Raw genomic sequence first — 26,357 nt, forward strand, 5'->3', positions numbered from 1 at the left:
GGCTGACCCCTCCTGCATTCTGGGGCAATCCTCAGGCCCGCTTCTGGCCCACGCTGCTCGCGCCCCTGGCATGGGGTGTTGCGGGTATTGCGCGCCGCAGAATGCGCAGGTCGGGTTGGCAGGCTCCCGTGCCGGTCTTGTGCTGCGGCAATGTGAGTGTGGGGGGTGTGGGCAAAACCACGGTGGTTATTGATCTGGTGCAGCGCCTGAGCGCGCGGGGGCGTAACCCGCATGTGTTGACGCGCGGTTACGGCGGGCGTGAGGCCAATGGCATCCGGGTTAACCCTGCCCGGCACACTGCGCGGCAGGTGGGGGATGAGCCGTTATTGCTGGCGGAGTATTGCCCTGTCTGGGTTGGTGGGGACCGTAGTGTTACCGCACGCCATGCCGTGCAGGCCGGGGCAGATTGCCTGATTATGGATGATGGGTTTCAAAACCCGTCTTTGCAGAAAACCTTCTCGCTTCTGGTCATCGATGGGGCAGTGGGTTCTGGGAATGGGCGCGTCCTCCCCGCAGGCCCACTGCGTGAGAGGGTCGGGGATGCTCTGGCCCGAGCCGATGCGCTGCTGGTGATAGGGGCGGACCAGACCGGAGCCGTTGAGCATATGGCTGCCCTGCCCGTTTTATGGGCTGATCTGGAACAGTGTGCTATTCCACCAAGCGTTGTGAACCGCCCATGTGTGGCGTTTGCGGGCATAGGCCGGCCGGAGAAGTTTTTTAAGGGTTTGCAAGGGGCTGGTTTAAGCCTTGCCCGCGCCCTTCCTTACCCCGACCATTACGCGTATAAACGGCGTGATATAGAGCGGCTTCTGGCATTGGCCAATGGGCTGGACGCACAACTTGTTACAACCCCCAAGGATGCCATGCGCCTGCCTCCCGATTTTCGTAAAAATGTGGCTGAGGTCGGTGTGCGGCTTGTCTGGCAGGACCCAACGGTGCCTGAACGCCTGCTGGATATGTTTCTGGCCGCCCGGGCATGAAGGCCCGGAGCGTGGCCGTACGGTACCGGCTGGAAGCCTGGGTAGCATTTGCGCTGCTGTGGCTGCTGGAGCGTTTGCGCCCTGACCATTCTTCCAGTCTGCTTGGCCTGTTTTGCCGTGCTCTTGGCCCGTGGCTTCCTACATCGCGGATTATCAGGCGTAATCTGGAACTGGCCATGCCGGAACTGGATCAACAGGACCACAAGCGCATTGTGCGCGGTGTGTGGGAAAATCTGGGCCGGACTATAGGCGAACTGCCGCATCTTTCTGCCTTGCAGGAGAACACTCCCGCAGGGCCGGGGTTTGAGGTGCAGGGAGCGGAACATCTGGCGCAGCAGGCGTTGCGGGGTGGGCCCGTTCTGTTTGTATCAGGCCATATTGGTAACTGGGAAATGCTGCCCCCTGCTGTGGCGCGGCATGGCACGCCTTTTGCATCGTTTTACCGTGCTGCGGCTAACCCGCTGGTTGATGCCCTGCTCCGTTCGCTGCGGAACAAAGCCATGGGCGATACGCCTGTTCCCCTTTTTGCCAAAGGGGCAAAGGGTGCTCGGGGAGCCTTGGCCTATGTGTCTGGCGGAGGGCGTGTGGGCATGCTGGTGGACCAGAAAATGAACGACGGGATTGAAGCCACATTTTTCAATCGCCCGAGCATGACTGCCCCAGCACTTGCCGCCATGGCGTTACGTTACCGCTGCCCGGTTATTCCCGGTTATGTGGAACGTCTGGGGCCTGCCCGCTTGCGTATTGTTGTGGAAGCGCCTCTGGAACTCCCCGATACAGGGGATAAACGGCAGGATTTGCAGATACTGGTGCAGATGGTGAATAACCGCTTAGAAGAATGGATCCGCAAAAATCCATCAAGCTGGCTCTGGTTGCACAGGCGCTGGGCTAAAGAGCTGTACCGTTAAGGGGTGTTGCCGTCAGGTCATGCGGTTCGGATGATTGCTGCCATAGATGGGCTGCCACAAGAGCTGTTTATAAAAATATCTGACATGCAAACGGATGGCGCATAAAGCGGGTCGCTCTGCCACGGGCTTGGCGGTATGGTGGCCGCATGTGAATTTTTGTTGGAGTAGCCATTTCCATGCCAGCCCTCCCCAGCCCCGCCCTAGCCTACCGACTGGAAGCCGCCCGGGCTGTTGTGCATGATGCCGCCCGCCTGGCCATGTCCATGCGGCCACCGCCGGGCGGACCGCAGGGGGAGCTGAAGTCCGCACAGGACTGGCTGACGGAAACAGATGGTGCAGTCGAGGCCTTTATTGCACAGCGCATGCAGGCTCTTTTTCCCGAAGATGGCTTTCTGGGGGAGGAAGGTGGCGTAAGCCGCACAGGGAGCCTGCGCTGGGTTGTGGACCCGATTGATGGTACGTCCAATTACGCCCGTGGCCGCTGCCGGTGGTGTGTCTCCCTCGGCCTGATGGACGGGGACGAACCCGTGGCCGGTGTTATAGATGCCCCGGCATTGGGCGAGGTTTATACGGCATTACGTGGGTACGGAGCATTTTTGAATGGGAAGCCCATTAAGGCTTCCCCCATAAAAGACCCCGCCCGCTCCATGATCGAAATGGGGTGGAGTGGCCGCGTGCCCAAACCCGTGTTCATGGACAAGATGGATGCCATTATGGAACTGGGTACCATGCCCCGTTCTGGCGGGTGCGGCGCGCTGGCACTGGCCGACGTGGCCAGTGGCCGGCTTGATGGATACATTGAAATTGTTATCAACCTGTGGGACGTGGCCGCCGCCCTGCCCTTGTTGGCCGAAGCCGGGGCAGTTGTTTCCCCCTTTCTGCAAAATGGCGGGTTAACAGGTGGGGCGACCATTCTGGCAGCCAACCCGCATATTGGCCCTGTACTGGCCAAGGCTGTGTCCATTCCGCTGGAATAAAAACAAAACAAAAACTGGCCTTTCTCGCGCCACAAAAGCATGCTTTTTTAAACGCTAATTTACCGGACTTATCGTGGAGAAACCCGGAATGCATTTATTTAAACGGCTGTCTTCAGTTTCTCTGGTTCTGGCCGCAACCATGCTGGCTCCCGGCGTGGGGGCGTGTGCGCAGGCAGCGGATACTGCGCAGGCTACTGTTGATAAAGCAGCCCTGACTGTGCAGGATATTTTTCTGGGCGCAACCGGCCAGAGCGCCTTGGTGAGCAATCTGGCCAAGGCGCGTGCGGTTATGGTCTGCCCGTCCATGTTCCGGATGTCCATCGCATTTGGCGGTGCACATGGGGAATGCGTGCTGCTGGCAAAAGATGCGCGTGGTTCCTGGTCTGACCCCGCCTTTTACAAACTGAGTTCTGCTTCCTTTGGCATCCAGTTTGGCGTGCAGAGTTCCCAGATCGTTTTCTTCATCATGACGGATCGTGGCCTTCAGGCACTGCTGGACAGCCAGTTCCAGTTTGGTACCAATGCGGGTGCTTCTTTTGCCAATATGAGTTCTGCTGTTGCCAGTTCCAATGCTGGGGCCAGCAATACGGATATTCTGGTGGCACAGAAGTCTCAGGGCGTTTTTGCCGGGGCATCACTCGGTGGGAGCAAACTGACTGTTAACAGTGATGAAAACCGGGCGTATTACAAACAAAGCGTTGGCCCGGAAGATATTGTTGTGAGCATGCGCGTGAACAACCCGGATGCAGACCCCCTGCGCAGTATTCTGATGCGTTATGCCCGCAGAGCGCAGACTGCCACCACGACAGCCCCTCGTGCAGCCGCTACAACGGATGCCATTGATAGTGACAGCACGGGTGTAACCGCTCCAAGTGGCGGGATTGTGCAGGAAAATCTTTCCCCTGCCCGTTCAGGCTCCCGCTAACAACATACTTGCGCAGATTGCACCAGCCACTTTACGCCTTGCGGTATTAGTGGCTGGTTTTTTGTTTGCGTAACAGCAAAACATTATGGTTGTGGTCACCCAGTGTGGCTGCAAAGTTATGCCCGCCCGCTCCATTTGCCACAAAATACAGCATATCGCCTTTTGCAGGGTGAGCCGCAGCCTCCAGCGCAGCTTTGCCGGGGGAGCAGATCGGCCCCGGTGGCAGGCCAGTATAAACATAGGTGTTGTAAGGGCTGGCCGTCTGGAGGTCCGTGTGAGTTAAGGACCGATCCAGCGGTGGTTTCCCCTGTGTTATGGCGTAGATTACCGTAGGGTCCGTCTGCAGTTTCATGTTCTTTTGCAGGCGGTTGTAAAAGACACGGGCGACCGATGGGCGTTCATCTGGCAGGGCTGTTTCTTTTTCAATAACAGATGCCAGCGTAACCAGCTCTTGCGGGTTGCCAAGCAGTAAACCGCTCTCTCTTTCTGCCCAGACCTGTTTTAATGTCTGCGCCATGCTGGTTTGCATATGGGCCAGCAGGTCCTTGCGTGAACTGTTGCGCAGGTAGGTATAGGTCTGCGGGAGAGTGCTTCCTTCCTCTGGTAGAGGAGTGTCCCCCGTTAATAACGGCGCAGCTTGGACCAGAGCTTGAATCTGCCATGCTGTCAGCCCTTCGGGGATGGTCAGCTTATGCTGGACAGGCTTCCCGTGCCGCAAAATCCATAATGTCTGTGCAATGGAGGCATAGGCGGGGAAGTGCAATTCCGCCGCATGTAGTTGTCCATCCCGGCGGGTCAGGGCAACAGCACTTAAAAAAACGCGACCGCTCCACCAGTTTGTGGGAACAACGCCAGCATTTTGTAGGGAAGATAAGGTCGTGGCATAATTGCCGTGTGGGACCACAATATCCTGATCAGTGGATAACGGTCCGGGGCAGGTATAGCTTTGCCAGCCTAAAAAGGCGGTAAGCCCCATGCCTGCGGCAAGAACAAAAACGCCTCCTCCAGACCACTTGAGAAAACAGGAAAGTTTACTGCGGCCTGAAGGAGGAGAAGATGTTTTTTTACGCTTAGACGCCACGCACGATCAGGCTGGCATTTGTCCCGCCAAACCCAAAGCTGTTGGACAGGGCAATGTTGATCGGACGCTGTTGCGCTGTATGCGCCACACGGTCGATCACGCTCTCGCGCGAGGGGCTGTCCAGGTTAAGCGTGGGTGGTGCCACGTTATCCCGGATGGCAAGAATGGAGAAAATTGCCTCCACAGCGCCAGCCGCCCCGAGCAGATGCCCCGTAGCAGATTTGGTGGAAGACATGGCCAGCTTTTTGGCGTCATCGCCAAACAGACGTTCCACAGCTTCCAGCTCAAGATCATCTGCCATGGTCGAGGTGCCATGAGCATTCACGTAGTTGATGTCGGCCGTGGTCAGGCCTGCACTTTGCAGGGCAGAGCGCATGGCGCGGTAAGCACCGTAATGCCCTTCCGAGGGTGCCGTAATATGGTACGCATCGCCGGACATGCCGTAACCGATGACTTCACCATAGATTTTGGCACCACGGGCTTTGGCGTGCTCATATTCTTCAAGCACAACAATGCCCGAGCCTTCGCCCATGACAAAGCCATCACGGTCTTTGTCCCACGGGCGGGAAGCCTGCTGCGGTGTTGCGTTAAAGCCGGTGGAAAGGGCGCGCGCAGAGCAGAACCCGGCAATACCCAGCGGGCAAACCGTGGCTTCAGCCCCACCGGCAACCATAACGTCAGCATCGCCAAACATGATCAGACGGGCTGCGTCACCAATGGCATGAACGCCGGTTGCACAGGCAGTCACAACCGAATGGTTGGGCCCCTGAAAACCGTATTTGATGGAAACGTGCCCGGATACAAGATTGATCAGGGCAGAAGGAATGAAAAACGGCGACAGCCGCTTTGCACGCCCTTCATGCACGGTAATGGAGGCGTCATAGATGGTTTGCAGGCCGCCAATGCCAGAACCGATCATAACACCGGTGCGGCATTTTTCTTCTTCGGTCTGAGGTTTCCAGCCGGAATCCTCAACCGCTTCCGTTGCGGCAACCAAGCCCATATGGATAAAGCGGTCCATCTTGCGCTGGTCTTTGGTTGGCACCCACTCGGATAGCGTGAGTTTACCTTCCTCCCGCGGTCCGTTCGGGACCTCCCCTGCAACCTGTGCAGGTAGATCACTCGCATCGAACTGCGTGATTTTACCAATCCCGCTCTCGCCTGCGATCAGACGTGACCATACGTTTTCGACACCGAGGCCGAGAGGCCCGACGATGCCCATGCCGGTGACGACAACGCGTCTCCGTCCAGAATTCATTCCGGCCGAAAGCAACAAACCAGCCCGCTCCCCATTCGACACATATCTGGTCCCTCAGCCATCTGAGGGACCATAACCCTGTAATTTAAGGCAGATGGCCTGAAATCAGGCGGCTTTCTGCTTTTCGATATAGTCGATGGCGTCTTTCACCGTGGTGATTTTTTCAGCGGCATCTTCAGGGATTTCGACATTGAAGGCTTCTTCAAACGCCATCACCAGCTCAACGGTGTCAAGGCTGTCAGCGCCCAGATCGTCAATGAAAGACGCTTCCGGAGTGACCTTGCTTTCCTCGACGCCGAGATGCTCGACCACGATTTTCTTAACCTTATCAGCGATTTCGCTCATCTGTCTTTCTATCCCATATGCCTGCCTACCGAAAATGGCAGGTTGTTCAGGTGTTTAATCCGCGATGGACCTTGTCGCTGGTAGAGAACCTGGTGGGTAGATGCCCGCCCCATTCCGGTCCAGCAGTAAGGTGTTGCGCGCGATTAGCACGTTTTATCTCTCCACGCCAAGGCAAACCGGACAAATACATCTGTCGCAAGCCCAAAACAGCGTGGTTGCGCTGCATGTGTGGCACATCTTAAAGCATTTTGCACCACCTGTTCTAGCGGTGCATATGCTTTTCGTGTGCTCAGGCCATCACCATGCCGCCGTTAACATGCAGCGTAGCGCCGGTTACCCACCGCGCTTCGTCCGATGCCAGATACAGCACGGCGGAGGCAACATCTTCCGGCTGGCCAAGGCGCGCAAGCGGAATGGAGGACAGGAGCTTTTCCTTCTGTGCATCTGGCAGCACGTCCGTCATGGGGGTGACAATAAAGCCCGGAGCCACCACGTTGACCGTGACCCCGCGCGAGCCTGCTTCCTGCGCCAGAGATTTGCTCATGCCCACCATGCCTGCCTTGGCTGCGGCATAATTGGCCTGCCCGGCATTGCCGGTTGTGCCAATAACAGAGGCAATATTGACAATGCGGCCTGCCCGGCGGCGCAGCATACCCTTAAGTGTGGCCCGGCAAAGGCGGAATGGGGCTGCTAGGTCAACATTAAGAACCTGATTCCAGTCCTCGTCCTTCATGCGCAGGGCAAGCGTGTCACGCGTAAGGCCTGCGTTGTTGACCAGAATATCCAGCGGTGCGCCGGCAACTTCTTCTGCTTTTGCAATCAGGGCATCTGCTTCTGATGGCTCGCTCAGGTTGGCAGCGGCATAAAATGCCCCTTCCCCCAGTTCTTCCGCCAGCTCGCGGATAACGGCTTCACGCGTGCCAGACAGAACAACTTTGGCGCCCTGAGCATGCAGTGTTTTGGCAATGGCGCTGCCAATGCCACCGGAAGCACCCGTTACGAGTGCGGTTTTTCCATCCAGTCGGAACATGTTGTGTAAACCTGCTTTAGAGGGATTTCAGAAAGGTTTCGATATCCGCCGGGGTGCCGATGGAAAGGGTCGAAACTTCGGGGTCAATGCGTCGTACCAGACCGGACAGAACCTTGCCTGCCCCGATTTCTACAAACGTATCAACGCCCAGACCGGTCATTGTGGCCACGCTTTCACGCCAGCGGACACGCCCGGTTACCTGCTGGACCAGGTTGTTGCGAATCGTGTCTGCATCAGTTTCACGCTCTGCGGTCACATTGGCGATCACGGGCACAACCGGTGCTGCAATATCCGCCTTGGCCAGTGCTTCGGCCATGGCGTCTTCAGCGGGCTTCATGAGCGAGGAATGGAATGGAGCAGAAACGGGGAGTTTGACCGCGCGCTTGATCCCCATTTCCTTTGCTATGGCAATGGCGGCATCAATCCCGGCCATTTTGCCCGAAATTACAATCTGGCCGCCGCCATTGTCGTTGGCAATTTCCGTGCTGCCGCTCTCGCTCGCGCGGGTGCAGACCTCTTCCGCCTGAGCCAGCGTGACACCAATAAGTGCGGCCATGCCGCCTTCCCCCGCGGGGACTGCGCGCTGCATGGCCTGCCCGCGCAGGCGCAGCAGCCGGGCTGCCTGTGCAACATCAAAAGCCCGACCAGCCGCCAGAGCTGCGTATTCGCCCAGTGAGTGCCCGGCAAGCAGGCTTACGCGGCCCGCCAGATCCAGCCCACCATCCTGTTCCAGCACGCGCAGAACTGCCATGGAAACAGCCATGAGTGCAGGCTGGGCATTTTCGGTGCTGGTCAGGGTTTCTATCGGACCTTCAAAAATCGTTTTTGACAGATGTTCGCCCAGAGCATCGTCAACTTCCTGAAAAACTGCACGTGCGGCGGGAAAAGCTTCAGCAAGCTCCTGCCCCATGCCAACGGACTGGCTGCCTTGTCCGGGAAAAGTAAATGCGTAAACGGCCATGATACTCACTGTTTCAAAAACGACGCCCAAAGGCGGACAGATTGCAAGGAATGGAAGGAAAGAACGCGGCAAAAAGCGGGCCATCTGTGCCGTGGTGGCCGCATGCTGCCCAGTGGTTCTGCCCTTCCGGCAGGCAAAAGTGCGGGCAGAATAGGGCCTGCGTTAACTGGGCACAATACGCCAGACCAGAAGGAGCGGCACAACCCACGGAATTGCAAAGGTTTTGCATGTGCCGCAGCACGGTTTTGTGCGCAGGGTTCAGGCAAACCAGCCCAGCTTGGAGCAAAATGGTGCGGTGCGCGCAGACCGGTAGTGCTGGCGATACTAGCAGTGCAAGAGTGTGAGCGTATGTGAAGGGTAAAGTTATGCGCTCACATACGCTCAGGCTGGAGAGCGGAGCAGCACACGATTCAGCCGTTCCAGAATGCCAAAGCTTTCCTGCCAGACATGCTTGAACTTTTCTGCGCTCACGCCGCGTGTGGCCAAGATCTCTGCCAGTTCACCCACGGTTCGTTCTCCATCAATCAGGGGGAGAATACCACGGGTCTGGGGCGGGAGCGGAATAGGTACAACAAGCGTGCCAAAGTGGAAGGGCAGCATGTTATCGGGTGTCATCTGCTTGGCCAGTTCCGCGCCCGGAATTTCGCGCATGATCGGCACTGCCTCTGGCTTCAGTGGATCAGGTTTTTCGGGGGCTGCGTGTTTGCGTACGACATAGGCAACATGCGTTGCCATGTTGCCAGCAAGATCCTCGGCAATGGCGGCCTGAGTCTGCCAAGGCAGGGTGGACAGGCGTGCACGCAGGCGTGGGTCTGGCAAAAAGAGGCCCGGGTCGTACCGCGCTGGTTCCATAAGAGCCGTGGGTTCAAGCCCGGCCTGATCCAGCAGGGCCAAAAAATCGGTAATGGTGTAGGAGCGGTCTCTGGGGTTGAGGAGCAGATCGTAAAGCCCTGCATCCCCGCCAGAGAGATGATCCCCAAAATTACCGTTCTGGTGCAGCCATGCCGTTGCTGGCAGGGTGCGCATGACGCGGCGGGCCACGTCCAGCCGCTCCTGTGGTGACTGCGCGAGTGGTGCCAGTTTTTCCAGTGCGTCCTGCACCATGTACACGCCGGTACGGCCATAAGGCGCATAAACCATCAGCCCCATGCCGCCATGGGGGGCAAGGTGGCGTTCCAGAGTCTGGAGTGCCGCGACCGGGTCTGGCAGATGGTGCAGTACGCCGCAGCAATCAATATAATCGAATAGTCCCAGTTCAAGCGATTCCAGCTCGGTCAGGGAGCCTTGAACGAACCGGATATTGTCCAGTGAGCGGGCTTTGGCGCGGGCCTGCGCAATGGAAAGGGCTTTTTCTGAGCGGTCCAGACAAACAACTTCCGCCGGGCGCGCAACCCGTGCCAGCTGTGTTGCCAGCATAATCGCGCCATCGCCCGTGCCGCACCCGGCCACCAGCACCCGCAATGCCTGACTACGGGGGCGTTGTGCGCCAAAAACCCAGTAATCCACTTCGCGCAGATGGCTGGGGCTGCCAATGAGCAGCCGGCGGTTTTCGTCCTGCGGGTCGCGCTCCGGGTATGGGTATGCCTCGTACTGGGCGGCTAGCCCGGCATCGCGGTCATCTGCGGCTGTGTTGTGTGTCATGGGCCGGCACCTTTTTAGCGTGGTAGGAGCTTACCGCGCTGCCATGCTTCGGCAGCTTCATCAGCGCTCATGCCTTCCACCCGCATGGCGTAGTCCATGGCGCTGATGATTTTGGCGCTCAGCATCAGTTCATCCAGTTCGTCCACCAGATCTGTTTCCAGCTCATCGCGCAGCCCATCGCGGAGCAGAAGGGTTGCTTCCATCTCCCCGCCCATGGCTTTGTGGGGGTCATTCAGAATACGCAGCCCCCCCTGATGGAACAGAAAACAGGGCTGGAACAGGGGCAGAAGGCTGGGCTGCTCGGCGGCAAGGGCGGCATTCAGCCTTGCCAGAGCTTCTTCATCCGGGAGCACTTCAAGGGTAAAGCCTGCTTCTGCCAGATTGTAGGTGCGCAAAACCTGTTCCATGCGTTTGGCCAGGGACTGGGGCGTTACAATCGTGCGGGCAATGCCCTGCCCTGCCTGCGCCAGATCGCTCAGGGATGTGAGGGTGCTGTTCTCGTCCGAAATGCAGCAGCAGGCTTCGGGCTGGAACAGCCGGCCCAGTTGCGTGGTGCCAGCGCCAAGGAGGTCGGAATCCTCATCCGGCAGCCATGCGGCAACATAGATGTCGATTTCCCCTTTGTGCAGCAGATCGGCCAGAGCCTGCTTGGGGCCGGTTACAATTTCGGGCTCAATATCGTTGGCCTCGAGAACCCGAATGATGGTGGCCGCCGTCGCCTCATGAATGGTGGACTCAGGATAGGCGAGTGTCAGGGATGTCATTTCGGGTTCCTCTGGATCAGTCGGGACAGCAAGATGTCTGCCCTGTCCTTGCCGCACGGCAAAGTGCAGTGGCAATCCCTCAAATGGAAATATCTGCTTCCATCGGGCATTTTATCAGGCACAGGATAAAGAAAAACCGCCACCCCGGTAAGGGAATGGCGGCGGAAAAGCACCAGAAAATGGCTTGGGGGCGTTTAGGCGGCAACAATATCCTGTTTGATCGGCAGAACGGGGCGGATCATGTTCAAGGCATCGGCAAAAGAAGCAAACTGGCCCAGCGTGTTGTCACGCACGGCGTCCATAACAATCCAGCGGTTGCCGCGGGAATAAACCTTGTAGGCCGGGTTTGATGTTTCGCGCACCCAAACCAGAACGTAACCGGATGAAACGCCAGCCTGTTTTTCTTCAGCAGGGAAAATATCGGCATCGCAAATGCCCATGGGCTGGCTGGCCGCAATCCAGCGGTCCAGATAGTCGCGGTGGCGACACATGATTTCCATCTGGAACGGGATGATCTGACAGACGTTCTGTGTTTCCGACTGGCGCAGCATAAGTTCTGTATCCCCTACATCAAAACCCGGTGGCTCTTTCTGATTTTGAGAGTAAGGGCGAAACTCCTTACCGCGCTATAGGAAAGAGAGGTCTTTCGCCTCATAAACGGGCAGGTTGATAGGGTAGTGACGAAAAAAACACAGAAACGCACGGTTTGATAGGAATTTATGCACAAAAATAAATCTTATGATTAAAAAATAGGCATTATTTGTGGTGAGATAGCGTTGCCCTGTGAGTTCTAATTAAACATAAAGCCTGAATTGCAGGCGGGTTGCCTGCATTATGCGCGGGCTTATCTAAGCGAATGGTCCAAGTTGTCAGACTGCCTGATGTAAAGCGCGCGGTGCGTTATGTGCGCCTCACTCTATATAAGGCGTCCGCGCTGCCGCTTGGGAGGTATGGGGGCATAGCGCAGATCGTGTTCGATTCTGCGTATGACGGTCATGCCTGCTTTTTAAACTTGGCTGGATAATCGATAAGGTTGCTCACCGCAGCGTTACGGAATTATGTCATGCGCGCATCAGTTGTGGCGGTGCGAGGGGGTATTCTGGCGGGATGGAAAGGCTTCGGTATCACAACTTTGTGATACGAAGAAAAGTGCGTGAAGCACGCGCGGTTTTCATGCTTTGCTGTAGCAGCACACTCATGACTGTGCTACGCATGCGTTGGGCATGTTTGCAATATTCAGGAGGGGGAATGATGGGCTTTTTGTTCAAAGCACGTAATCCTGTCAACCCATTCTGGCAGTTTGCCCGTTTTTCAATATCCGGAGAAGTTTCCATCTTCTCCGCACTCCAGGATCAAGACCGTTGAAAAGTAACAGGACCGACCGCAGCCCCCGTTCTCCTCGCCGCGGCGGATTTGATGACGACAATTATATGTCGATGCCTTCTTTCGGTGAACGCCCCTCTTATGGTGGTGGTGACCGTGGTGGGTTTGCTCCGCGTCGCCCCGCTGGCGGTCCGCAGGTTATCGCTTCCGGCCCGGAAGTGGGTGCATCCGTTAAGTGGTTCAATGGCGAAAAAGGCTTCGGCTTTGTCGAACTCGCTGATGGATCGGGCGATGTGTTCCTGCACGCCAACGCGCTGTCTCAGGCTGGTGTTCAGGGTGTAAACCCCGGCGCTACGCTGGTTGTGCGCATTGGTCAGGGCCCCAAGGGTCGCCAGGTTGCCGAAGTCATCTCTGTTGATGAAAGCACGGCTCAGCCGGAACGTCCGCGTAGCCCCGCTGGTGGTCGCCCTGGCTTTGGTGCGCGCCCTGCTGCTCGCCCCGCTCCTGACCTGTCTGATGCTGAAGATACGCGCGGTACCGTTAAGTGGTACAACGCTGTTAAAGGCTTTGGCTTCATCACGCCTGAAGGCGGCGGCAAGGACATCTTCATCCACGCTTCTGCTCTGGAACGTTCCGGTCTGCCGGGCCTGAATGAAGGTCAGGGCGTGAACGTTAAAGTTGTTCAGGGCCAGAAGGGTCCGGAAGCTGCTGAAGTGACCTCTGCCTGAGGCACTGCTTTTTAGCGGTAAGTAAGAAAAAAGCCTCGGTTATAAAACCGAGGCTTTTTTTATGACCATTTGTATCTGACAAAGTTGCGCAGAGCTGTGCGCGTGTAACAGCCGGGGCGGGTTAGTAGTCGCCCTTCCCCTTGTTGCGGATCAGGCGGGCCTTGTCGCGCTGCCAGTCCCGGTCTGCTACGGTCTGGCGCTTGTCTACACTCTTTTTACCAACGCCCAGACCAAGGGTGACCTTGGCTAGTCCGCGGTCGTTGAAGTGGATATCCAGCGGAACAAGGGTTGCCCCCTGCTTGGCAATGGCTCCCATAAACTTCTGGGCCTGCTTGCGGTGCATAAGCAGCTTGCGGGGCGCGCGCGAATCAAAGCGGGACAGTACTCCGCCCTGATATTCAGGGATGTAACTGTTAAACAGCCAGAGTTCACCGTTACGCTCACCAGCAAAGGCCTCGCCAATTGTTGCGCGGCCCAAGCGCAGGCTTTTTACTTCTGGCCCTTTAAGTACAAGCCCGGCCTCAACCGTTTCCTTGATGGTGTAGTTAAAGCGGGCCTTACGGTTTTGTGCGACCATGCCGTGCGAGATCATGGTGCTTTTGCTGGACTTTGCGGACATGATCAGCCCAGCAACCCGACATCAACCAGAGCCTGCCGTACTTTGTGGCGTGATTCATCGCTCAGGGGAGCCAGTGGCAGGCGGCAGGTTTCCCCCGCAAGGCCCAGCAGGCTTGCGGCGTATTTGGCTGGAGCGGGATTGCTCTCGCAGAACAGGGTGTCATGCAATGGGGTCAGCCGGTCCTGAATGGCAATGGCTTCCTGCGCCTTCCCTGCTTTCCATGCGCTCTGCACGGCAGCACATAGGGCGGGAGCAATGTTGGATGTCACGCTAATGCACCCGTCCCCACCGGCCGCGAGAAAAGCGACAGCTGTGCCATCTTCGCCCGAGAGCTGGTTAAAAGGCTTGTCCACGGCCCGGCGTACCTGCAGAGGGCGGAACAGGTTTGCTGTTGCATCCTTTACCCCAACAATATTGCCGTGCTTTGCCAGACGGGCCGTTGTTTCCACATTGATGTCAATAATGGAGCGGCCGGGAATGTTGTACAAAATTACCGGGATGGAAACAGCATCTGCCACAGCCATAAAGTGCCGGTACAGGCCTTCCTGCGTAGGCTTGTTGTAATACGGAGCCACAACAAGGGCGGCGGCCGCCCCGGCCTGCTCTGCATGGCGTGCCAGATCAACCGCTTCGGACGTGCTGTTGGAACCCGCCCCGGCAATAACCGGCACACGGCCATTGGCAACTTTTATGGTGCGTTCAACAACGGCATGGTGTTCCGTGTGTGACAGGGTTGGACTTTCCCCCGTTGTGCCGACGGCACACAGGCCTGCGGTGCCTTCCTTGATCTGCCAGTCCACCAGTTTTTCAAACGAATCAAAGTCCAGACTTCCGTCCCGGTTCATGGGGGTGATGAGTGCAGTAATGGAGCCGGAGAAGAATGTATGAGGCATGGAGCGGTCACTTATCCTGGAATGGCATCTGCTGGAGCGGAACGCGGGGTGTCCTGCCCTTGGGTGGAAGCCTGGTGCCTGAACGGCGATTGTTGATAGACGCCTAGAATTGTGGCGTTTTTGGAAAAAAATTCAAGTTCTGCCAAGGCTTTGCCTAGACGGGAATCGCCGGGGTGGCCCTCTACATCCATCAAAAAGCGTGTAGCGGCAAATGTTTCGCCCGACATGTAGCTTTCCAGCCGGGTCATGTTGACACCATTGGTGGCGAACCCCCCAAGCACCTTATACAGGGCGCCGGGGCTATTTTGCACACTAAAGAGCAGCGTGGTCATGACATGGGGTGTCTGTGGCGTGGGCACCTGTGGTGTGCGCGCGGTAATATAGAACCGTGTTGTGTTGTGGGAGGCGTCTTCCACATTCCGTTGCAGGATTTCCAGCCCATACAGTTCCGCGGCAAGGGCGGAGGCTACGGCAGCCTCTTCGGGCTTTTGCCAAAGTGCGACTAGTTCTGCAGCGCCTGCCGTATCAAACTCGGTTACGGGCGTCAGATTATTGTTTTTGAGCAGATTGCGGATCTGGGCCATGGCCACAGGGTGCGTATGTACGCGGCGGATTTGCTCCATGCGGGTGCCGGGCACTACCAGCAGGCAGTGTTCAACACGCTGGAAGTGCTCACCAATAATATGCAGCCCTGCTGCGGGCAGGAGCGAATGAATGTCGGGCACACGGCCTGCCAGACTGTTTTCGCATGCCAGCATGGCCTGCTCTGCCTTGCCTGCATGTACTGCATCTATGGCATCTGCAAAGCTGTGGCATGGCAGGGTGGTCCAGCCGGGCCGCGCTGCGCGGCAGGCCATGTCGGAATACGCACCGTGCATGCCCTGAAAGGCTATAACTTTGTCCATCATGGCCTTTAAGCTCCAAGCAGGCGGCGTGCCCGTTCCAGATCCTGTGGTGTATCAACCCCAAAGGGCGCGATTGCAAGACGTGCGCAGCCAATACGCATACCATCCTCCAGCGCTCGGAGCTGTTCCAGACTTTCACGCTGTTCCAGACCAGATGGAGGAAGCTGGACAAAGCGGGCCAGAGCCGCCCGCCGCCATGCGTAAATCCCGACATGGTGCCATAGAGGCCCCGGCCCTGCGGGAATGGGCTGGCGGGAAAAATAGAGGGCAACCGCATGGTGTGCGGCCTGCGCAAAGTGGCATGCAACCTTGACAACAGAGGGAGCTGTTGCCTCCTCTTCCGTACTAACGGGGGCGACAAGCGTTCCAATATCAAACGCAGGATTATCCATGACCCCGCACACCGTATGCAGGGCATCTGGTGCCAGTGTAGGCAGGTCCCCTTGCAGGTTGATGATGGTGGAATATTGCCCTTGTGGGTCCAGCGTCTGCACGGCCTGCCAGACCCGGTCCGAGCCGGAAGGCAGGTCTGGATCGGTTAGTACGGCTTTCCCGCCCGCGTTGGTAACAACATCACAGATTTCGGGTTCAGCCGCGGCAACCACAACCGGACCAATTTCGGCCTTGAGTGCGGCGTTAAGCACATGCACGATCATGGGCAACCCAGCAATATCCGCCAAGGGCTTGCCGGGCAGCCTTGTTGAGGCAAGTCTGGCGGGTATGACAACAAGGGGCGGCATGATCAGCTTGCTCCAGAATACAGCGCGGCTTATAGGCGTGGAAAAGTGCCGCGCAGTCTAGAAAAGCTGCAATGCAAACGCAACCAGTGATCAGCAGGGGCAGAAGTGCGGATGGATGGCAGGTTCCTGAACAGGGTGGCGGTTTCGGTGCTGATAAGTGTGGTGGCCATGGGCGGTGCTCTGGTGGCGGCACGCTCTATTGTGCCGGACACGGCCCCTGCGGCCCCGGTTTTTCGTCTGCCGGACCTGCGGGCGGTTTCTATTGAGCCTTACATGCCGCGGGCCAGTCTGGCTCATGGCACGCTACTGGCCGGGCGTATTTGTGCCCAGTGCCATGGTTTTGCCCTTGGGGGCGAAGGCAATGCAGGCCCTGTTCTGGCTGGTGTTGTGGGGCGGAATATCGCCACGCTTCCCGGCTACGCCTATTCCGCAGCGTTGCGCCAGCATGCAACGCAGATATGGGATGATCAGAAATTATCTGACTGGCTTATGGCGCCTGCCAGATATGCCCCCGGTACGCGTATGTCTTTTGCGGGTCTGTCTGACCCGCAGGACAGGGCGGATGTGATCAGCTATTTGCACACATTGCATACCCCTGCCCCCACCCCAATAACAGGAGCACCCTGATGACCCCGCAGATAACAGACCAGTTTGTGGATGTGGCAACCATGCTGGCGGATACGGCGCGGAGCGTTGTTCGGCCATGGTTCAGGCGCGGTGTGGGGGTGGAAAGCAAAAAAGATGCAAGCCCGGTTACGGTCGCGGACAGGACGGCAGAACGGGTCATGCGGGCTATTCTGACAGAACGTATGCCAGAGCATGGTGTGTTTGGTGAAGAGTTTGGGCAGGACAACGCTCAGGCGGATTACCAGTGGCTGCTGGACCCGGTGGATGGCACGCGGGCATTTGTAACCGGGCGCCCCCTCTTTGGCACCCTGATTGCCCTTTTTCACAAAGGGGAGCCCGTGCTTGGCATTCTGGACCAGCCGGTTCTGGGCGAGCGTTGGGTTGGGGTAAAGGGACGCGCAACTGTGTTTACTTCCTCCTTGGGGGGGCAGGCTCACACGCGGCAGGATGTTGCGCTGGGCGAGGCTGAAATGTCGTGCACATCACCCGAAATGCTGGAACTGGCCCCGCATGACCGCTGGAAAATGCTCAAGAAGCAGGCCCGCCGCATGACATGGGGTGGGGATTGTTACGCCTATGGGCTGCTTGCTCTGGGCCAGATTGATCTGATTGCCGAATGTGACATGAACCCCTGGGACTGGGGCGCACTTGTGCCCATTGTGCAGGGTGCTGGCGGCGTTATGAGCGCATGGGATGGATCTCCCCTGCGGATGGGTGGAGATCGCACGGTTCTGGCGGCCGGTTCCCCTGCCCTGCACCGCGAGGCAGTGCGCATTCTGCAGGCGGGTTAACAAGATTTATTGGTGGGAATAGTGCCAAATCTGGTGGCCCAGACTATGCACTGCCCCTGTTTTGCGATAGGTCTGCGCTTCGGTACAACAGCGATGGTCAGTCCAATATGAGCACGAGCACGCACCTGTCCCTCTCCAAGGACAAGATCCGTATTCTTCTGCTGGAGGGTATCCACGATAGTGCCGTCGCCCTCCTCAAGGCCTGTGGTTACGAGAATGTCGTACGCCACAAAGGCGCGCTTGAGGGCGATGCGCTCAAAAAAGCGCTGGAAGGTGTGCATATTGTTGGCATCCGCTCGCGTACGCAGCTGACCAAGGAAGTGCTTGAAGGTGCTGATCGCCTGATGGCCATTGGCTGCTTTTGCATCGGCACCAACCAGGTTGATCTTGAAACCGCACGCCTGAACGGGATTCCGGTTTTTAACGCACCGTACAGCAACACACGCTCCGTGGCCGAACTGGTCATGGGGGAAATTGTGATGCTGATGCGCCGGATTTTTCCCCGCTCGGTTGAGTGCCATAAAGGTGAGTGGACCAAATCTGCTGCCAATAGCTGGGAAGTGCGTGGCAAAACCCTTGGTATTGTGGGTTACGGCTCCATTGGCTCGCAGCTTTCCGTTCTGGCGGAAGCCTTCGGTATGCGGGTGGTCTATTACGATGTGGTGGACAAACTCGGCCACGGCAACGCCCTGCCGGTAGACACGCTGGATGACCTGCTAGCCCAGAGTGACGTGGTCAGCCTGCATGTGCCCCAACTGCCAACCACGGCAAACCTGATGGGCGCAGAGCAGATCAGCAAGATGAAGAAGGGTTCCTTCCTCATCAACAATGCCCGCGGCAATGTTGTTGATCTGGATGCGCTGTCCAAGGCGCTGGAAAGCGGGCATCTGCTGGGTGCCGCAATTGACGTTTACCCCAAAGAGCCCAAAGGCCCGGGTGATCTGCTGTCCACCCCGATCATGGGGCTGGATAACGTTATTCTCACCCCCCATATCGGCGGTTCCACGGCGGAAGCTCAGGAACGCATTGGCGTGGAAGTGGCGCGCAAGCTGGTGGAATATTCGGACGTTGGCTCCACTTTTGGTGCGGTCAACTTCCCCGGCGTTCAGCTGCCGCAAAGCCCGCGTGGCACGCGCTTCATGCATGCACATCATAACATCCCCGGTGTTATGATGAAGCTGAATGAAATCTTCCTGCGCGAAACCTGCAACGTAACGGCTCAGTTCCTCCAGACCGATGGAGAGATCGGTTATGTGGTGATCGAAGCCGATACGGGTGGGGATACCGATCTGGACGATCGTCTGCTCAAAGCCCTGCGTGAACTTGATGGCACGGTTCGTGCCCGCCTGATTTACAAGGGTCGCTAAGCATGGGCTGCGGAGCGCGGGAATGATCTATTCCCGCATCCGCAGTTTTGCTTTTTCGGGTATCGAGGCCAGACCCGTATGGGTTGAGGTGCAGGTATCCTCTGGTTTACCTGCATTTCTGGTTGTGGGTCTGCCCGACAAAGCGGTGGGTGAAGCGCGCGAGCGCGTCCGGGCCGCCTTGACGGCCATAGGGTTAGCGTTTCCCGCAAAGCGCATTCTTGTTAATCTTGTTCCCGCGGATCTCCCCAAGGAAGGGTCGCATTTTGACCTGCCTATTGCGCTGGCCCTGCTGGCTGCCATGGGTGTGATTCCTGCGGAGGAAGTAGGTCGTTATGCAGCCCTTGGCGAACTCTCGCTTGATGGGCGGCTTAACCCTGTTTCGGGCGTGCTTTCGGCTTCTCTGGAGGCGGCCTCCATGGGGCTGGGGCTTGTATGCCCAGCCCCGCAGGGGGAGGAGGCTCTGTGCGGTGGTGATATTGCCATTCTCGCAGCCCCGGACCTGCTGGCGCTGATCAATCATTTTACGGGTCTGCAAATCCTCAGTGTTCCGGTTTTTTCCAGCCCTGAGCCTCCCTCTGCCGGCGTTGAACCTGACCTTGCGGACATCAAGGGGATGGAAATCGGGCGTCGGGCGTTGGAAATTGCGGCTGCTGGTGGGCATTCCCTCCTGCTCTCCGGCCCGCCCGGTGCTGGCAAATCCATGCTGGCGGCGCGGTTGCGTGGGTTATTGCCTGATCTGCTGCCATCGGAAAGCCTCGCTGTTTCACGCATTTACAGCGCGGCCGGGTTATTGCCGGATGGCAGGCCCATTCGCAGACCACCTGTTAGAGACCCACACCATTCTGCCAGCCTGCCAGCTCTGGTGGGGGGGGTGCCCGCGCCAGACCGGGCGAAATTAGTCTGGCGCATCATGGTGTGCTGTTTTTGGATGAATTGCCCGAATTTTCGCGCGCAGCACTTGAGGCTTTGCGCCAACCGCTGGAAACAGGGCAGGTCAGCATCGCGCGTGCCGCCGTGCATGTCACCTACCCTGCCCGCTTCCAGCTGATTGCCGCCATGAACCCCTGCCGGTGCGGGTATCTGGGCGATGCACCGCGTGAATGCAGCAAAGCGCCCCGTTGTGGGGCGGATTATCTGGGGCGGCTGTCCGGCCCGCTCATGGACCGTATTGATCTGCATGTCGCCATGCAGCCGTATGAACCTCTTGGTTATATGACGCAGGCGGATGGGGAGAGCACAGCAACTGTTGCCCAGCGCGTGGCGCAAGCCAGAATGCGCCAGACGGAGCGGCAAGGTGTACAAAAAAATGCCGAGGCAGCGCTGAATAGTCTCTCGCTTACCAAGGACGCACAGGAACTGGCGCAGGCTGTGGCGGAGCGGTTCCGTTTTTCTGCGCGTGGCTACACCCGTCTGCTACGGGTTGCTAGAACCATTGCCGACCTGGCTGCTGCGGCAGATGTAGAGCCACAGCATATTGCCGAGGCTGCTACATTCCGTGCCCGCGCCGCTTCGTAAGGCTTACGCTGTGTGATGCAGCGCGTTAAAAGCCTGATCCAGATCATCAATCAGGTCCTGTGCATTCTCCAGACCGATCTGTAGCCTGAAGGCGGGGGATTCTGGCTGTTCTGCGCCAAAGCTCCGGGTTATGCCCCCCGTGGTCGGGAGCACCAGACTTTCATACCCCCCCCAGGATGCACCAATACCAAACAGACGCATGGCGTTAATCATGCGTTCCATGTTCTGGCATGTGTAAGGCGCGTTCAGGACCACGCCAAACAGGCAACCTGCTCCTGTAAAGTCACGCTTCCACAAGTTATGGCCCGGGCAGTCTGGCAGTGCGGGGTGCAGGACCTGCGCCACTTCGGGGCGCTGTTTAAGCCATGTGGCAACCTGTAGGGCGCTGCGGGCCTGCTGCGCCAGACGCACCCCCATTGTGCGCAGGCCGCGCAGGGTAAGCCAGCATTCATCCGGCCCGGCAACCTGACCAAGCTGGATGGAGGCATCGCGCAGGATATGCCAGCTTGTCTGATCCGCCACGGTGATAGCCCCGGCAATAACATCGGAGTGGCCGGAAGGGTATTTGGTCAGCGCCTGAATGGAAACATCCACGCCATGTTCAAACGGGGCAAAAATGCCAAACCCCCATGTGTTGTCCAGAAAAAGACGCGCACCATGCTGGTGGGCAACTTCGGCCAGCATGGGAATGTCCTGCACTTCAAATGTATGGCTGCCCGGGCTTTCGGTGAAAATAATGCGGGTGTTGGGTTGAATGTACTCTTCCACCTCGGCGCGGCTGGCACAGGGAGGAAAGTAGGAAATATCCACACCAAAGCGCTTGAGCATATTTTCAGCAAAGCGGCGGGTTGGGCCATAAACGCTATCTGCCAGCAGGCAGTGATCACCGGCTTTTAAAAAAGCCAGCAAAGGTGTGGTGCATGCTGCCAGACCAGAGCTGACAATCTGGCAGTCTGTGCCACCTTCTATACGTGCAATCAGTTTTTCCAGCTCATGCTGGGTGGGAGAACCCATGGCACCGTAAATGCTGGTGTGGTCATAACGCTCCTGCCCCTTGCGGTTCATGCTCTTGAGCGAGGGAAAGAGCACGGTGGACCCCCGTTCCAGCGGCGGGTTGACGTATGTACCTGCCTCGGGTGGGGTAGCCCTGCCAGTATGGGTCAGGGACGTGCCAAGTTTGTGCCATCCGGCATCAACACTGTTGCGGTCTGTCATGGGTTTTGTCCGTTTGTGATCGGCATATCGGGTGTGCTGCCCCATTCGGCCCAGGAGCCGTCATAAAGCGCGTTGGAGGGAAAACCGGCCAGTTCCAGCGCAACGTTCAGAACTGCGGCGGTCATGCCGGAGCCGCACGTGGTAATGGGGTGCGTGGTGGCAGAAACTCCTGCTTGCACAAACAGGGCTTGCAACTGCGTGGCAGGAAGGAACAAGCCAGATTCGTCCAGCACGGTTTTGTAGGGAATGTTGCGCGCGCCGGGCATGTGCCCGGATTTTACGCCGGCACGTGGTTCTGGCGCTGTGCCATAAAACCGCGCAGCACTCCGGGCATCCAGTATGGGGCGGTTTTGTAGCCGGACATGTTCCAGCATGTCCCCAAGACCGGCCAGACGGGAATATTCTATTCTGGGGTAATAGACCTGTGGAGCGTGCGATGCGCCCTCCCCTTGCTCCACGGGTAGGTTCTGTTGCCGCCATGCGTTGAGGCCGCCATGGATGATCTGGGTTTTTTCATGCCCGAACAACCGGGCCATCCACCAAGCCCGGCAGGCAGAAGCCACATTGCCCTGATCGTAAAAAACAACATGGGTTTGCGGTGTAATGCCCAGCTGCCCGAACAGATGGGCAAAGCGTGCAGCAGACGGCACGGTATGCGGCAGGATGCTCTGTGGATCGGAAAAAATAGAGATGTCAAAATACTGGCTGCCCGGAATATGGCCGGCTCTGAATTCAGCCTGCGGGTCAAATGTCTCTCCCGGCAAAGGCGTTGAGGCATCCAGAAAACGGATCGTGGTGTCCTTGGTAAGTGCGGGTAACAGACTGCCGGGAATGAGAGGAGACATGACCAAAAGCCTCATGGAGTTTTTTTACAGGGCAACAACGATCACATAGTCCTTCGGAACTGGCAAATGGGTTATGATATGTGAAGGGGGCAGCACAAAGCCTTTATCCGAACCGACTGGAAACTCGGTGCGGAATGCGCCATACCATAAAGCGGATACGCCATGTTCTTGTAAGCGGAACACAAAATTAAGGCGTTCGGTGGTTTGTTGCGCGCATGACAGATGGTCACACATTGACGGCTGAACGTATTCTCCGGTTTTTACTGCTGGCAGGAATTGCATATGGCTGCATAGCCGTGTTGGTTCCTTTTTCCTCTGCCCTGCTTTGGGCGGGAGTGCTGACCTATACCACATGGCCTCTTTTCCAGTATTTGCGGCGGAGCATGGGAGCCAATGCAGCCAGCCTGATCATGACGGTCCTGTGCGCTGTATGCGTGGTATTCCCGCTTGCACTTTTAGCATCGGCCTGCGTGGCATCTGGCCCGCGCTGGGCCGCACAGTTGACTACCCTGTTCGGGCAGGTCAACCAGTTACCGCCCCTGCCGCGCTGGCTGGATAATTTGCCTGTTTTTGGGCCGGATATTCATCACCGCTGGGCGTTATGGAGCCGTAACCTCGGGCTTGCTGCGGCCGAACTGCGGCCGTATGCGGGGGGCATTATCCAGTCTGTTCTCAGTGTGCTTATGCAGATGGCCAGCGGGGCGTTGCACCTTGTAACGGCTTTGTTCATTTCCTTCTTTTTCTGGATCAGTGGCTCCATCCTGTGGGACACGTTGCAGGCTGTTATCCTGCGGATTGCCGGGCCACAGGCCGGGCGGCATCTCTCCATCATTGCCAGTACGGTGCGTGGTACCGTGTATGGTATTCTGGGTACCGCCATTATTCAGGGTATTCTAACCGGCTTCGGGCTGTGGTTTTTTGGAGTGGCCGAGCCAGTTATTCTGGGCGGGATTGCAGCCTTTCTGGCCGTATTCCCGGTTGGTGCGCCACTGGTATGGATACCGGCTGCCGTGTGGCTGTTTGCAACGCATCACCAGCTCAAGGGTATTTTGCTTATTGTGTATGGTGTTGCATTTATTTCCGGCGCGGACCATCTGATCCGTCCGCTGTTTATCGCACGCGGGTCCAAGCTGCCTTATCTGCTGACCGTGCTGGGGGTTATTGGTGGGTTGCTGGCTTTTGGGGGCGTAGGTATTTTTCTGGGGCCGGTCCTGCTTGCTATTGGTTTTACGCTCACCATGGAATTTGCGCAGGGCGAACAGGCACGGCCACCATTGGATGATACAAGGAACATGGTACCATGAAGCGCCGTCTGGCCCGGTTTGTTGAGCTTGCATCCAAAGGGCGGCGCAGGCATGTAGCTGCCAATGATACGCCCGGGGTCCGTATTATCAGCTGGAACCTGCTCCGCCGTACAGGAGCGACCGTGCATGATGTGGCCGCCCTGATTGAAGCGGAACAGCCGGACATCCTGCTCATGCAGGAAGCCACGGTGGAAATAGACGTGCTGCCAGATGTGATTGGTGGCCACTATGCCCGCTCCCCCCTGCCGGGGCGTATTCACGGTGTAGCGTGCTGGAGCCGCATGCCTTTTGCGCGGCCGCCACGGGCATGCACCATTCCATCCGGGCCAATTGTCAAACGACATGCCCAGATAATAGATTATCCCCAGTTTTCCTTGGCTAATGTCCATCTTTCGCATGGGCAGATGCTTAACCGCAGGCAGCTACGGCGGATTGCCTCCCTGCTTTCTGCACCCTGCGCTATTCTGGGGGATTTTAATCTGGTGGGGCCAACCCTTGTGCCGGGGTTTGCCGATGTAGGGCCTAAAGCCCCAACGCACCGTATGGTTGACCTGCTTCCCATTCGTCTGGACCGCTGCCTGGTAGAAGGCATGGTGTGTTCTGACGCACAGGTCCTGCCTGTTTTTGCCTCTGATCATCGGCCAATAGCGGTCACTCTCCAGCCAGAAATTGGCCGGCGCACACTGGCAAGTGCTTACAGGTAAGGCATGAACAGTCTGGCAAAGGAATCCCTTATGCGGGTGGGGAAGTTCCGGTTGTCCAGATCATAATGCGTTAGCCGGTGGTTACGGTGCTGGCATATGAAGTCATCCATGATTTCCGCCATGGTGACGTCATATGTCTCCATATTGATCTCAAAGTTCAGGCGCAGGCTGCGAATATCAAGGTTGGAACTACCAACAAAAGACCACGCCTTATCCACCACCATGAGTTTGGAATGATTAAAGGGCGGGTTGGCGTGCCAGACCCGTGCCCCCGTATCCAGCAGAGGGGAGATATTGGCCGCACAGGCCCAGTCCAGCGGACGGTGGTTGCTGCGGAGCGGGATAATAATATCCACCTGCACGCCGCGTAAGGCTGCCAGCCCAAGTTCGGATAAAAAGCGCGCTCCCGGTAAAAAATAGGGGGTCATCAGCCGTATGCTTTTGCGAGAAAGCGTAATGGCCTGCAGCATGGTGTATTCAATTTTTTCCAGATCCGTGTCCGGGCCTGCTGTGACAATCCGGGCCAGAGAGCTCCCCTTACTGGCATGTTCCTGTAAAAAGAGATCCCGGTTCAGCTGTTCCCCGGTTGTAAAATACCAGTCCCATGCTGCAACCTGTGCCAATTGGTGCACAACAGGCCCTTCAATCCGGAAATGCGTATCGGACACAGGGTGCCGGGGTTTGCGCGCGACCAGATTGTTATCGGCAATGTTGAGCCCCCCCATAAACCCCACGCTGCCATCCACAACCAGAATTTTCCGGTGGTTCCGCAAATTAAGGAACGGCATCCGCCATGGAAGGAGCGAATGCATGAAGCGTGCACAGGGGACTCCTTCCTTTTTCAGGTAACGGTAGATGGGGGATAAAAAATACCCGCTGCCAATACCGTCCACCAGTACACGGACATTGACGCCCCTTTTATGTGCGGCAATCAGCCTGTCTGCAAATAACTGGCCACTGGCATCATGCCGGAAAATATACGAACAAAGCAGAATGCTTCTGGTCGCTTTTTCTATGGCGTCCAGCATATGCGGGTACGCACCGTCGCCATCATGCAGGCAGGTAATACTGTTATTGCCCACAACGGGACGGGTTGTCAGTTTGCCCACCATCAGTGCCAGAGGTGCAAACTGGCCATCAAGTTCCCTGTTCCATGAGGAAAGGTCCGCACCATCCGGTCTGTGTGCCGTTCGGTCCCCCACCAGCTTTTTGGCAAGGCGGGTGACACGGTTGATCCCGAACATGAGGTAGAGAGCTGTCCCCAGAAACGGCATGAGAACACATACGCCAATCCACCCGATGGCAGATGCTGTATTCCGTTTTGTAAGCAGAATATGCAAACTTACGCCCGTAACAAGGCTCAGGCGCATACACGCAACAATAAAGGCTGTTGTGGAAAACTGGAGATCAAAAAACATGGTGGAGAGAAGGCTTTCACAACAAGCGGCTGACGTCCACAACATAGCGAATAAGTGTTCTGCACAACAGGTGCCTGCCTCTGCCACAAAGCGGGCCAGAGGGTATGAGTCTTATAAGAGAGGTCTGGCGGCGGAGGATGCTGTCTGTCAAAGGCTGCGGGCAGCAGGCTGGAACATTCTGCTCCAAAGAGCAAAAACACGCAGGGGCGAGATAGATATTGTTGCCCAAAATGGTGCAACCATCTGTTTTGTTGAGGTTAAACAACGGCAGACATTGCGGGGGGCTGCGGAATGTCTTTCCGTAACACAGTCCCGGCGGTTGTACAGGGCTGCGGAGTGCCTGCTACAGAGCCACCCCTATTGGCAGTATGAAAACCTACGCTTTGACCTGTTTATGCTGGACGCACAAGGCCAGATGGAGTGGCTGGAAGATATTATCCGTCAGATGTAAGTCAGGAACAGGTTACTCTGCCCAAAGGGCAGAACCCGCATA

At 57.3% G+C, this 26,357-nt stretch carries 27 protein-coding genes and 1 pseudogene; 12 read left to right on the forward strand and 16 right to left on the reverse strand.

Annotated elements, in window-relative coordinates; genetic code table 11:
• The first annotated feature begins 2 nt into the window (after positions 1-2).
• The 4 genes from lpxK (at position 3) to HK20_RS04800 (ending at position 3,790) form a co-directional block, all read left to right on the forward strand.
• Positions 3-980 (forward strand): tetraacyldisaccharide 4'-kinase, encoded by a 978-nt coding sequence (gene lpxK / locus HK20_RS04785; RefSeq protein WP_369823027.1) that lies wholly within the window; start codon positions 3-5, stop codon positions 978-980.
• Positions 977-1,888, forward strand: a complete 912-nt coding sequence (locus HK20_RS04790) for a lysophospholipid acyltransferase family protein (protein WP_086645938.1) — start codon at positions 977-979, stop codon at positions 1,886-1,888. Before lpxK ends, HK20_RS04790 begins: the two co-directional genes overlap by 4 nt.
• 176 nt (positions 1,889-2,064) lie before the next feature.
• Positions 2,065-2,865, forward strand: coding sequence for an inositol monophosphatase (locus tag HK20_RS04795; RefSeq protein ID WP_086645939.1), 801 nt, complete (start codon positions 2,065-2,067; stop codon positions 2,863-2,865).
• Positions 2,866-2,953: 88 nt separating this feature from the next.
• Entirely contained in the window at positions 2,954-3,790 is an 837-nt protein-coding gene (locus tag HK20_RS04800) for a lipid-binding SYLF domain-containing protein (RefSeq protein WP_086645940.1), read from the forward strand.
• Between the two features lie 46 nt (positions 3,791-3,836).
• Here HK20_RS04800 and mltG read toward each other — a convergent pair whose 3' ends face one another.
• From mltG to HK20_RS04840, 8 genes are all read right to left on the reverse strand, one after another.
• Positions 3,837-4,871 carry an endolytic transglycosylase MltG gene (gene mltG, locus HK20_RS04805; protein WP_086645941.1) on the reverse strand — a complete coding sequence of 345 codons (1,035 nt, stop codon included), beginning with the start codon at positions 4,869-4,871 and terminating at the stop codon, positions 3,837-3,839.
• Positions 4,861-6,129 carry a beta-ketoacyl-ACP synthase II gene (fabF, locus tag HK20_RS04810; RefSeq protein WP_086645942.1) on the reverse strand — a complete coding sequence of 423 codons (1,269 nt, stop codon included), beginning with the start codon at positions 6,127-6,129 and terminating at the stop codon, positions 4,861-4,863. The genes mltG and fabF overlap by 11 nt, the downstream gene beginning before the upstream one ends.
• 105 nt (positions 6,130-6,234) lie before the next feature.
• Positions 6,235-6,474 (reverse strand): acyl carrier protein, encoded by a 240-nt coding sequence (locus tag HK20_RS04815; RefSeq protein WP_025825175.1) that lies wholly within the window; start codon positions 6,472-6,474, stop codon positions 6,235-6,237.
• Positions 6,475-6,763: 289 nt separating this feature from the next.
• Entirely contained in the window at positions 6,764-7,504 is a 741-nt protein-coding gene (gene fabG, locus HK20_RS04820; RefSeq protein ID WP_086645943.1) for a 3-oxoacyl-[acyl-carrier-protein] reductase, read from the reverse strand.
• 16 nt (positions 7,505-7,520) lie between these two features.
• A complete protein-coding gene (gene fabD, locus HK20_RS04825; RefSeq protein ID WP_086646063.1) occupies positions 7,521-8,465 on the reverse strand; it encodes an ACP S-malonyltransferase in 945 nt (314 codons plus the stop codon).
• Between the two features lie 381 nt (positions 8,466-8,846).
• The gene (locus HK20_RS04830) at positions 8,847-10,106 is read right to left on the reverse strand and encodes a bifunctional 2-polyprenyl-6-hydroxyphenol methylase/3-demethylubiquinol 3-O-methyltransferase UbiG (RefSeq protein WP_086645944.1); all 1,260 of its coding nucleotides are present in this window, start codon (positions 10,104-10,106) and stop codon (positions 8,847-8,849) included.
• A gap of 14 nt (positions 10,107-10,120) precedes the next feature.
• Positions 10,121-10,870, reverse strand: coding sequence for a glycine betaine ABC transporter substrate-binding protein (locus tag HK20_RS04835; RefSeq protein WP_086645945.1), 750 nt, complete (start codon positions 10,868-10,870; stop codon positions 10,121-10,123).
• 194 nt (positions 10,871-11,064) lie between these two features.
• Positions 11,065-11,421: a hypothetical protein gene (locus HK20_RS04840; RefSeq protein ID WP_086645946.1), complete on the reverse strand. Its 357-nt coding sequence runs from the start codon at positions 11,419-11,421 to the stop codon at positions 11,065-11,067.
• 810 nt (positions 11,422-12,231) lie between these two features.
• On the opposite strand from HK20_RS04840, the gene HK20_RS13320 reads away from it, so the two are divergent.
• A complete protein-coding gene (locus HK20_RS13320) occupies positions 12,232-12,921 on the forward strand; it encodes a cold-shock protein (RefSeq protein WP_086645947.1) in 690 nt (229 codons plus the stop codon).
• A gap of 121 nt (positions 12,922-13,042) precedes the next feature.
• Here the strand turns inward: HK20_RS13320 and smpB are convergent, their stop codons facing one another.
• Genes smpB through HK20_RS04865 form a run of 4 tightly spaced genes read right to left on the reverse strand, consistent with a single transcriptional unit; the run spans position 13,043 to position 16,081 of the window.
• On the reverse strand, positions 13,043-13,540 hold the full coding sequence (smpB, locus tag HK20_RS04850; RefSeq protein WP_086645948.1) for an SsrA-binding protein SmpB: 498 nt from the start codon (positions 13,538-13,540) through the stop codon (positions 13,043-13,045).
• A gap of 2 nt (positions 13,541-13,542) precedes the next feature.
• Complete coding sequence (dapA, locus tag HK20_RS04855) at positions 13,543-14,433, reverse strand: 4-hydroxy-tetrahydrodipicolinate synthase (RefSeq protein ID WP_086645949.1); 891 nt, start codon at positions 14,431-14,433, stop codon at positions 13,543-13,545.
• An 11-nt stretch (positions 14,434-14,444) separates the two neighbouring features.
• Positions 14,445-15,341: a prephenate dehydratase gene (locus HK20_RS04860; RefSeq protein WP_086645950.1), complete on the reverse strand. Its 897-nt coding sequence runs from the start codon at positions 15,339-15,341 to the stop codon at positions 14,445-14,447.
• Positions 15,342-15,346: 5 nt separating this feature from the next.
• Positions 15,347-16,081 (reverse strand): 3-deoxy-manno-octulosonate cytidylyltransferase, encoded by a 735-nt coding sequence (locus HK20_RS04865; protein ID WP_198943884.1) that lies wholly within the window; start codon positions 16,079-16,081, stop codon positions 15,347-15,349.
• A 108-nt stretch (positions 16,082-16,189) separates the two neighbouring features.
• Between HK20_RS04865 and HK20_RS04870 the strand changes: the two genes are divergently transcribed.
• From HK20_RS04870 to HK20_RS04885, 4 genes and pseudogenes are all read left to right on the forward strand, one after another.
• Positions 16,190-16,705 carry a cytochrome c family protein gene (locus HK20_RS04870; RefSeq protein ID WP_086645952.1) on the forward strand — a complete coding sequence of 172 codons (516 nt, stop codon included), beginning with the start codon at positions 16,190-16,192 and terminating at the stop codon, positions 16,703-16,705.
• On the forward strand, positions 16,705-17,496 hold the full coding sequence (locus tag HK20_RS04875) for an inositol monophosphatase family protein (protein ID WP_086645953.1): 792 nt from the start codon (positions 16,705-16,707) through the stop codon (positions 17,494-17,496). The genes HK20_RS04870 and HK20_RS04875 overlap by 1 nt, the downstream gene beginning before the upstream one ends.
• Positions 17,497-17,603: 107 nt before the next feature.
• Positions 17,604-18,863 carry a phosphoglycerate dehydrogenase gene (gene serA, locus HK20_RS04880; protein WP_086645954.1) on the forward strand — a complete coding sequence of 420 codons (1,260 nt, stop codon included), beginning with the start codon at positions 17,604-17,606 and terminating at the stop codon, positions 18,861-18,863.
• Positions 18,864-18,885: 22 nt separating this feature from the next.
• A pseudogene (locus HK20_RS04885) lies at positions 18,886-20,378 on the forward strand (YifB family Mg chelatase-like AAA ATPase).
• Positions 20,379-20,381: 3 nt separating this feature from the next.
• Here the strand turns inward: HK20_RS04885 and metC are convergent.
• The 3 genes from metC to HK20_RS13065 are packed head-to-tail and all read right to left on the reverse strand — an operon-like array spanning position 20,382 to position 22,720.
• On the reverse strand, positions 20,382-21,593 hold the full coding sequence (gene metC, locus HK20_RS04890; RefSeq protein WP_086645955.1) for a cystathionine beta-lyase: 1,212 nt from the start codon (positions 21,591-21,593) through the stop codon (positions 20,382-20,384).
• The gene (locus HK20_RS04895; RefSeq protein WP_143296449.1) at positions 21,590-22,438 is read right to left on the reverse strand and encodes a sulfurtransferase; all 849 of its coding nucleotides are present in this window, start codon (positions 22,436-22,438) and stop codon (positions 21,590-21,592) included. Before HK20_RS04895 ends, metC begins: the two co-directional genes overlap by 4 nt.
• Before the next feature lie 24 nt (positions 22,439-22,462).
• Positions 22,463-22,720: a hypothetical protein gene (locus HK20_RS13065; RefSeq protein ID WP_198943885.1), complete on the reverse strand. Its 258-nt coding sequence runs from the start codon at positions 22,718-22,720 to the stop codon at positions 22,463-22,465.
• Between HK20_RS13065 and HK20_RS04900 the strand changes: the two genes are divergently transcribed.
• Both HK20_RS04900 and HK20_RS04905 read left to right on the forward strand, forming a co-directional pair.
• Positions 22,654-23,742, forward strand: a complete 1,089-nt coding sequence (locus HK20_RS04900) for an AI-2E family transporter (protein WP_086645956.1) — start codon at positions 22,654-22,656, stop codon at positions 23,740-23,742. The two genes, HK20_RS13065 and HK20_RS04900, sit on opposite strands and share 67 nt — an antisense overlap.
• On the forward strand, positions 23,739-24,446 hold the full coding sequence (locus tag HK20_RS04905; RefSeq protein ID WP_086645957.1) for an endonuclease/exonuclease/phosphatase family protein: 708 nt from the start codon (positions 23,739-23,741) through the stop codon (positions 24,444-24,446). The genes HK20_RS04900 and HK20_RS04905 overlap by 4 nt, the downstream gene beginning before the upstream one ends.
• Here the strand turns inward: HK20_RS04905 and cls are convergent.
• Entirely contained in the window at positions 24,437-25,864 is a 1,428-nt protein-coding gene (gene cls, locus HK20_RS04910) for a cardiolipin synthase (protein WP_086645958.1), read from the reverse strand. The two genes, HK20_RS04905 and cls, sit on opposite strands and share 10 nt — an antisense overlap.
• Here cls and HK20_RS04915 point away from each other — a divergent pair.
• The gene (locus HK20_RS04915) at positions 25,863-26,315 is read left to right on the forward strand and encodes a YraN family protein (protein WP_086645959.1); all 453 of its coding nucleotides are present in this window, start codon (positions 25,863-25,865) and stop codon (positions 26,313-26,315) included. The two genes, cls and HK20_RS04915, sit on opposite strands and share 2 nt — an antisense overlap.
• Positions 26,316-26,357: the final 42 nt, after the last annotated feature.

Source organism: Acetobacter sp. DsW_54 (assembly GCF_002153575.1).
In the GTDB taxonomy this organism is placed as follows: Bacteria; Pseudomonadota; Alphaproteobacteria; order Acetobacterales; family Acetobacteraceae; genus Acetobacter; species Acetobacter fabarum.

Excerpts from the sequence above, each read along its gene's own strand:
- HK20_RS04790 (WP_086645938.1), top strand. The coding sequence starts at position 977 with ATGAAGGCCCGGAGCGTGGCCGTACGGTACCGGCTGGAAGCCTGGGTA.
- HK20_RS04795 (WP_086645939.1), top strand. The coding sequence starts at position 2,065 with ATGCCAGCCCTCCCCAGCCCCGCCCTAGCCTACCGACTGGAAGCCGCC.
- HK20_RS04800 (WP_086645940.1), top strand. The coding sequence starts at position 2,954 with ATGCATTTATTTAAACGGCTGTCTTCAGTTTCTCTGGTTCTGGCCGCA.
- fabF (WP_086645942.1), bottom strand. The coding sequence starts at position 6,129 with ATGAATTCTGGACGGAGACGCGTTGTCGTCACCGGCATGGGCATCGTC.
- HK20_RS04815 (WP_025825175.1), bottom strand. The coding sequence starts at position 6,474 with ATGAGCGAAATCGCTGATAAGGTTAAGAAAATCGTGGTCGAGCATCTC.
- fabG (WP_086645943.1), bottom strand. The coding sequence starts at position 7,504 with ATGTTCCGACTGGATGGAAAAACCGCACTCGTAACGGGTGCTTCCGGT.
- fabD (WP_086646063.1), bottom strand. The coding sequence starts at position 8,465 with ATGGCCGTTTACGCATTTACTTTTCCCGGACAAGGCAGCCAGTCCGTT.
- HK20_RS04830 (WP_086645944.1), bottom strand. The coding sequence starts at position 10,106 with ATGACACACAACACAGCCGCAGATGACCGCGATGCCGGGCTAGCCGCC.
- HK20_RS04835 (WP_086645945.1), bottom strand. The coding sequence starts at position 10,870 with ATGACATCCCTGACACTCGCCTATCCTGAGTCCACCATTCATGAGGCG.
- HK20_RS04840 (WP_086645946.1), bottom strand. The coding sequence starts at position 11,421 with ATGCTGCGCCAGTCGGAAACACAGAACGTCTGTCAGATCATCCCGTTC.
- smpB (WP_086645948.1), bottom strand. The coding sequence starts at position 13,540 with ATGTCCGCAAAGTCCAGCAAAAGCACCATGATCTCGCACGGCATGGTC.
- dapA (WP_086645949.1), bottom strand. The coding sequence starts at position 14,433 with ATGCCTCATACATTCTTCTCCGGCTCCATTACTGCACTCATCACCCCC.
- HK20_RS04860 (WP_086645950.1), bottom strand. The coding sequence starts at position 15,341 with ATGATGGACAAAGTTATAGCCTTTCAGGGCATGCACGGTGCGTATTCC.
- HK20_RS04870 (WP_086645952.1), top strand. The coding sequence starts at position 16,190 with ATGGATGGCAGGTTCCTGAACAGGGTGGCGGTTTCGGTGCTGATAAGT.
- HK20_RS04875 (WP_086645953.1), top strand. The coding sequence starts at position 16,705 with ATGACCCCGCAGATAACAGACCAGTTTGTGGATGTGGCAACCATGCTG.
- serA (WP_086645954.1), top strand. The coding sequence starts at position 17,604 with ATGAGCACGAGCACGCACCTGTCCCTCTCCAAGGACAAGATCCGTATT.
- metC (WP_086645955.1), bottom strand. The coding sequence starts at position 21,593 with ATGACAGACCGCAACAGTGTTGATGCCGGATGGCACAAACTTGGCACG.
- HK20_RS04895 (WP_143296449.1), bottom strand. The coding sequence starts at position 22,438 with ATGTCTCCTCTCATTCCCGGCAGTCTGTTACCCGCACTTACCAAGGAC.
- HK20_RS04900 (WP_086645956.1), top strand. The coding sequence starts at position 22,654 with ATGACAGATGGTCACACATTGACGGCTGAACGTATTCTCCGGTTTTTA.
- HK20_RS13065 (WP_198943885.1), bottom strand. The coding sequence starts at position 22,720 with ATGCAATTCCTGCCAGCAGTAAAAACCGGAGAATACGTTCAGCCGTCA.
- HK20_RS04905 (WP_086645957.1), top strand. The coding sequence starts at position 23,739 with ATGAAGCGCCGTCTGGCCCGGTTTGTTGAGCTTGCATCCAAAGGGCGG.
- HK20_RS04915 (WP_086645959.1), top strand. The coding sequence starts at position 25,863 with ATGGTGGAGAGAAGGCTTTCACAACAAGCGGCTGACGTCCACAACATA.
- cls (WP_086645958.1), bottom strand. The coding sequence starts at position 25,864 with ATGTTTTTTGATCTCCAGTTTTCCACAACAGCCTTTATTGTTGCGTGT.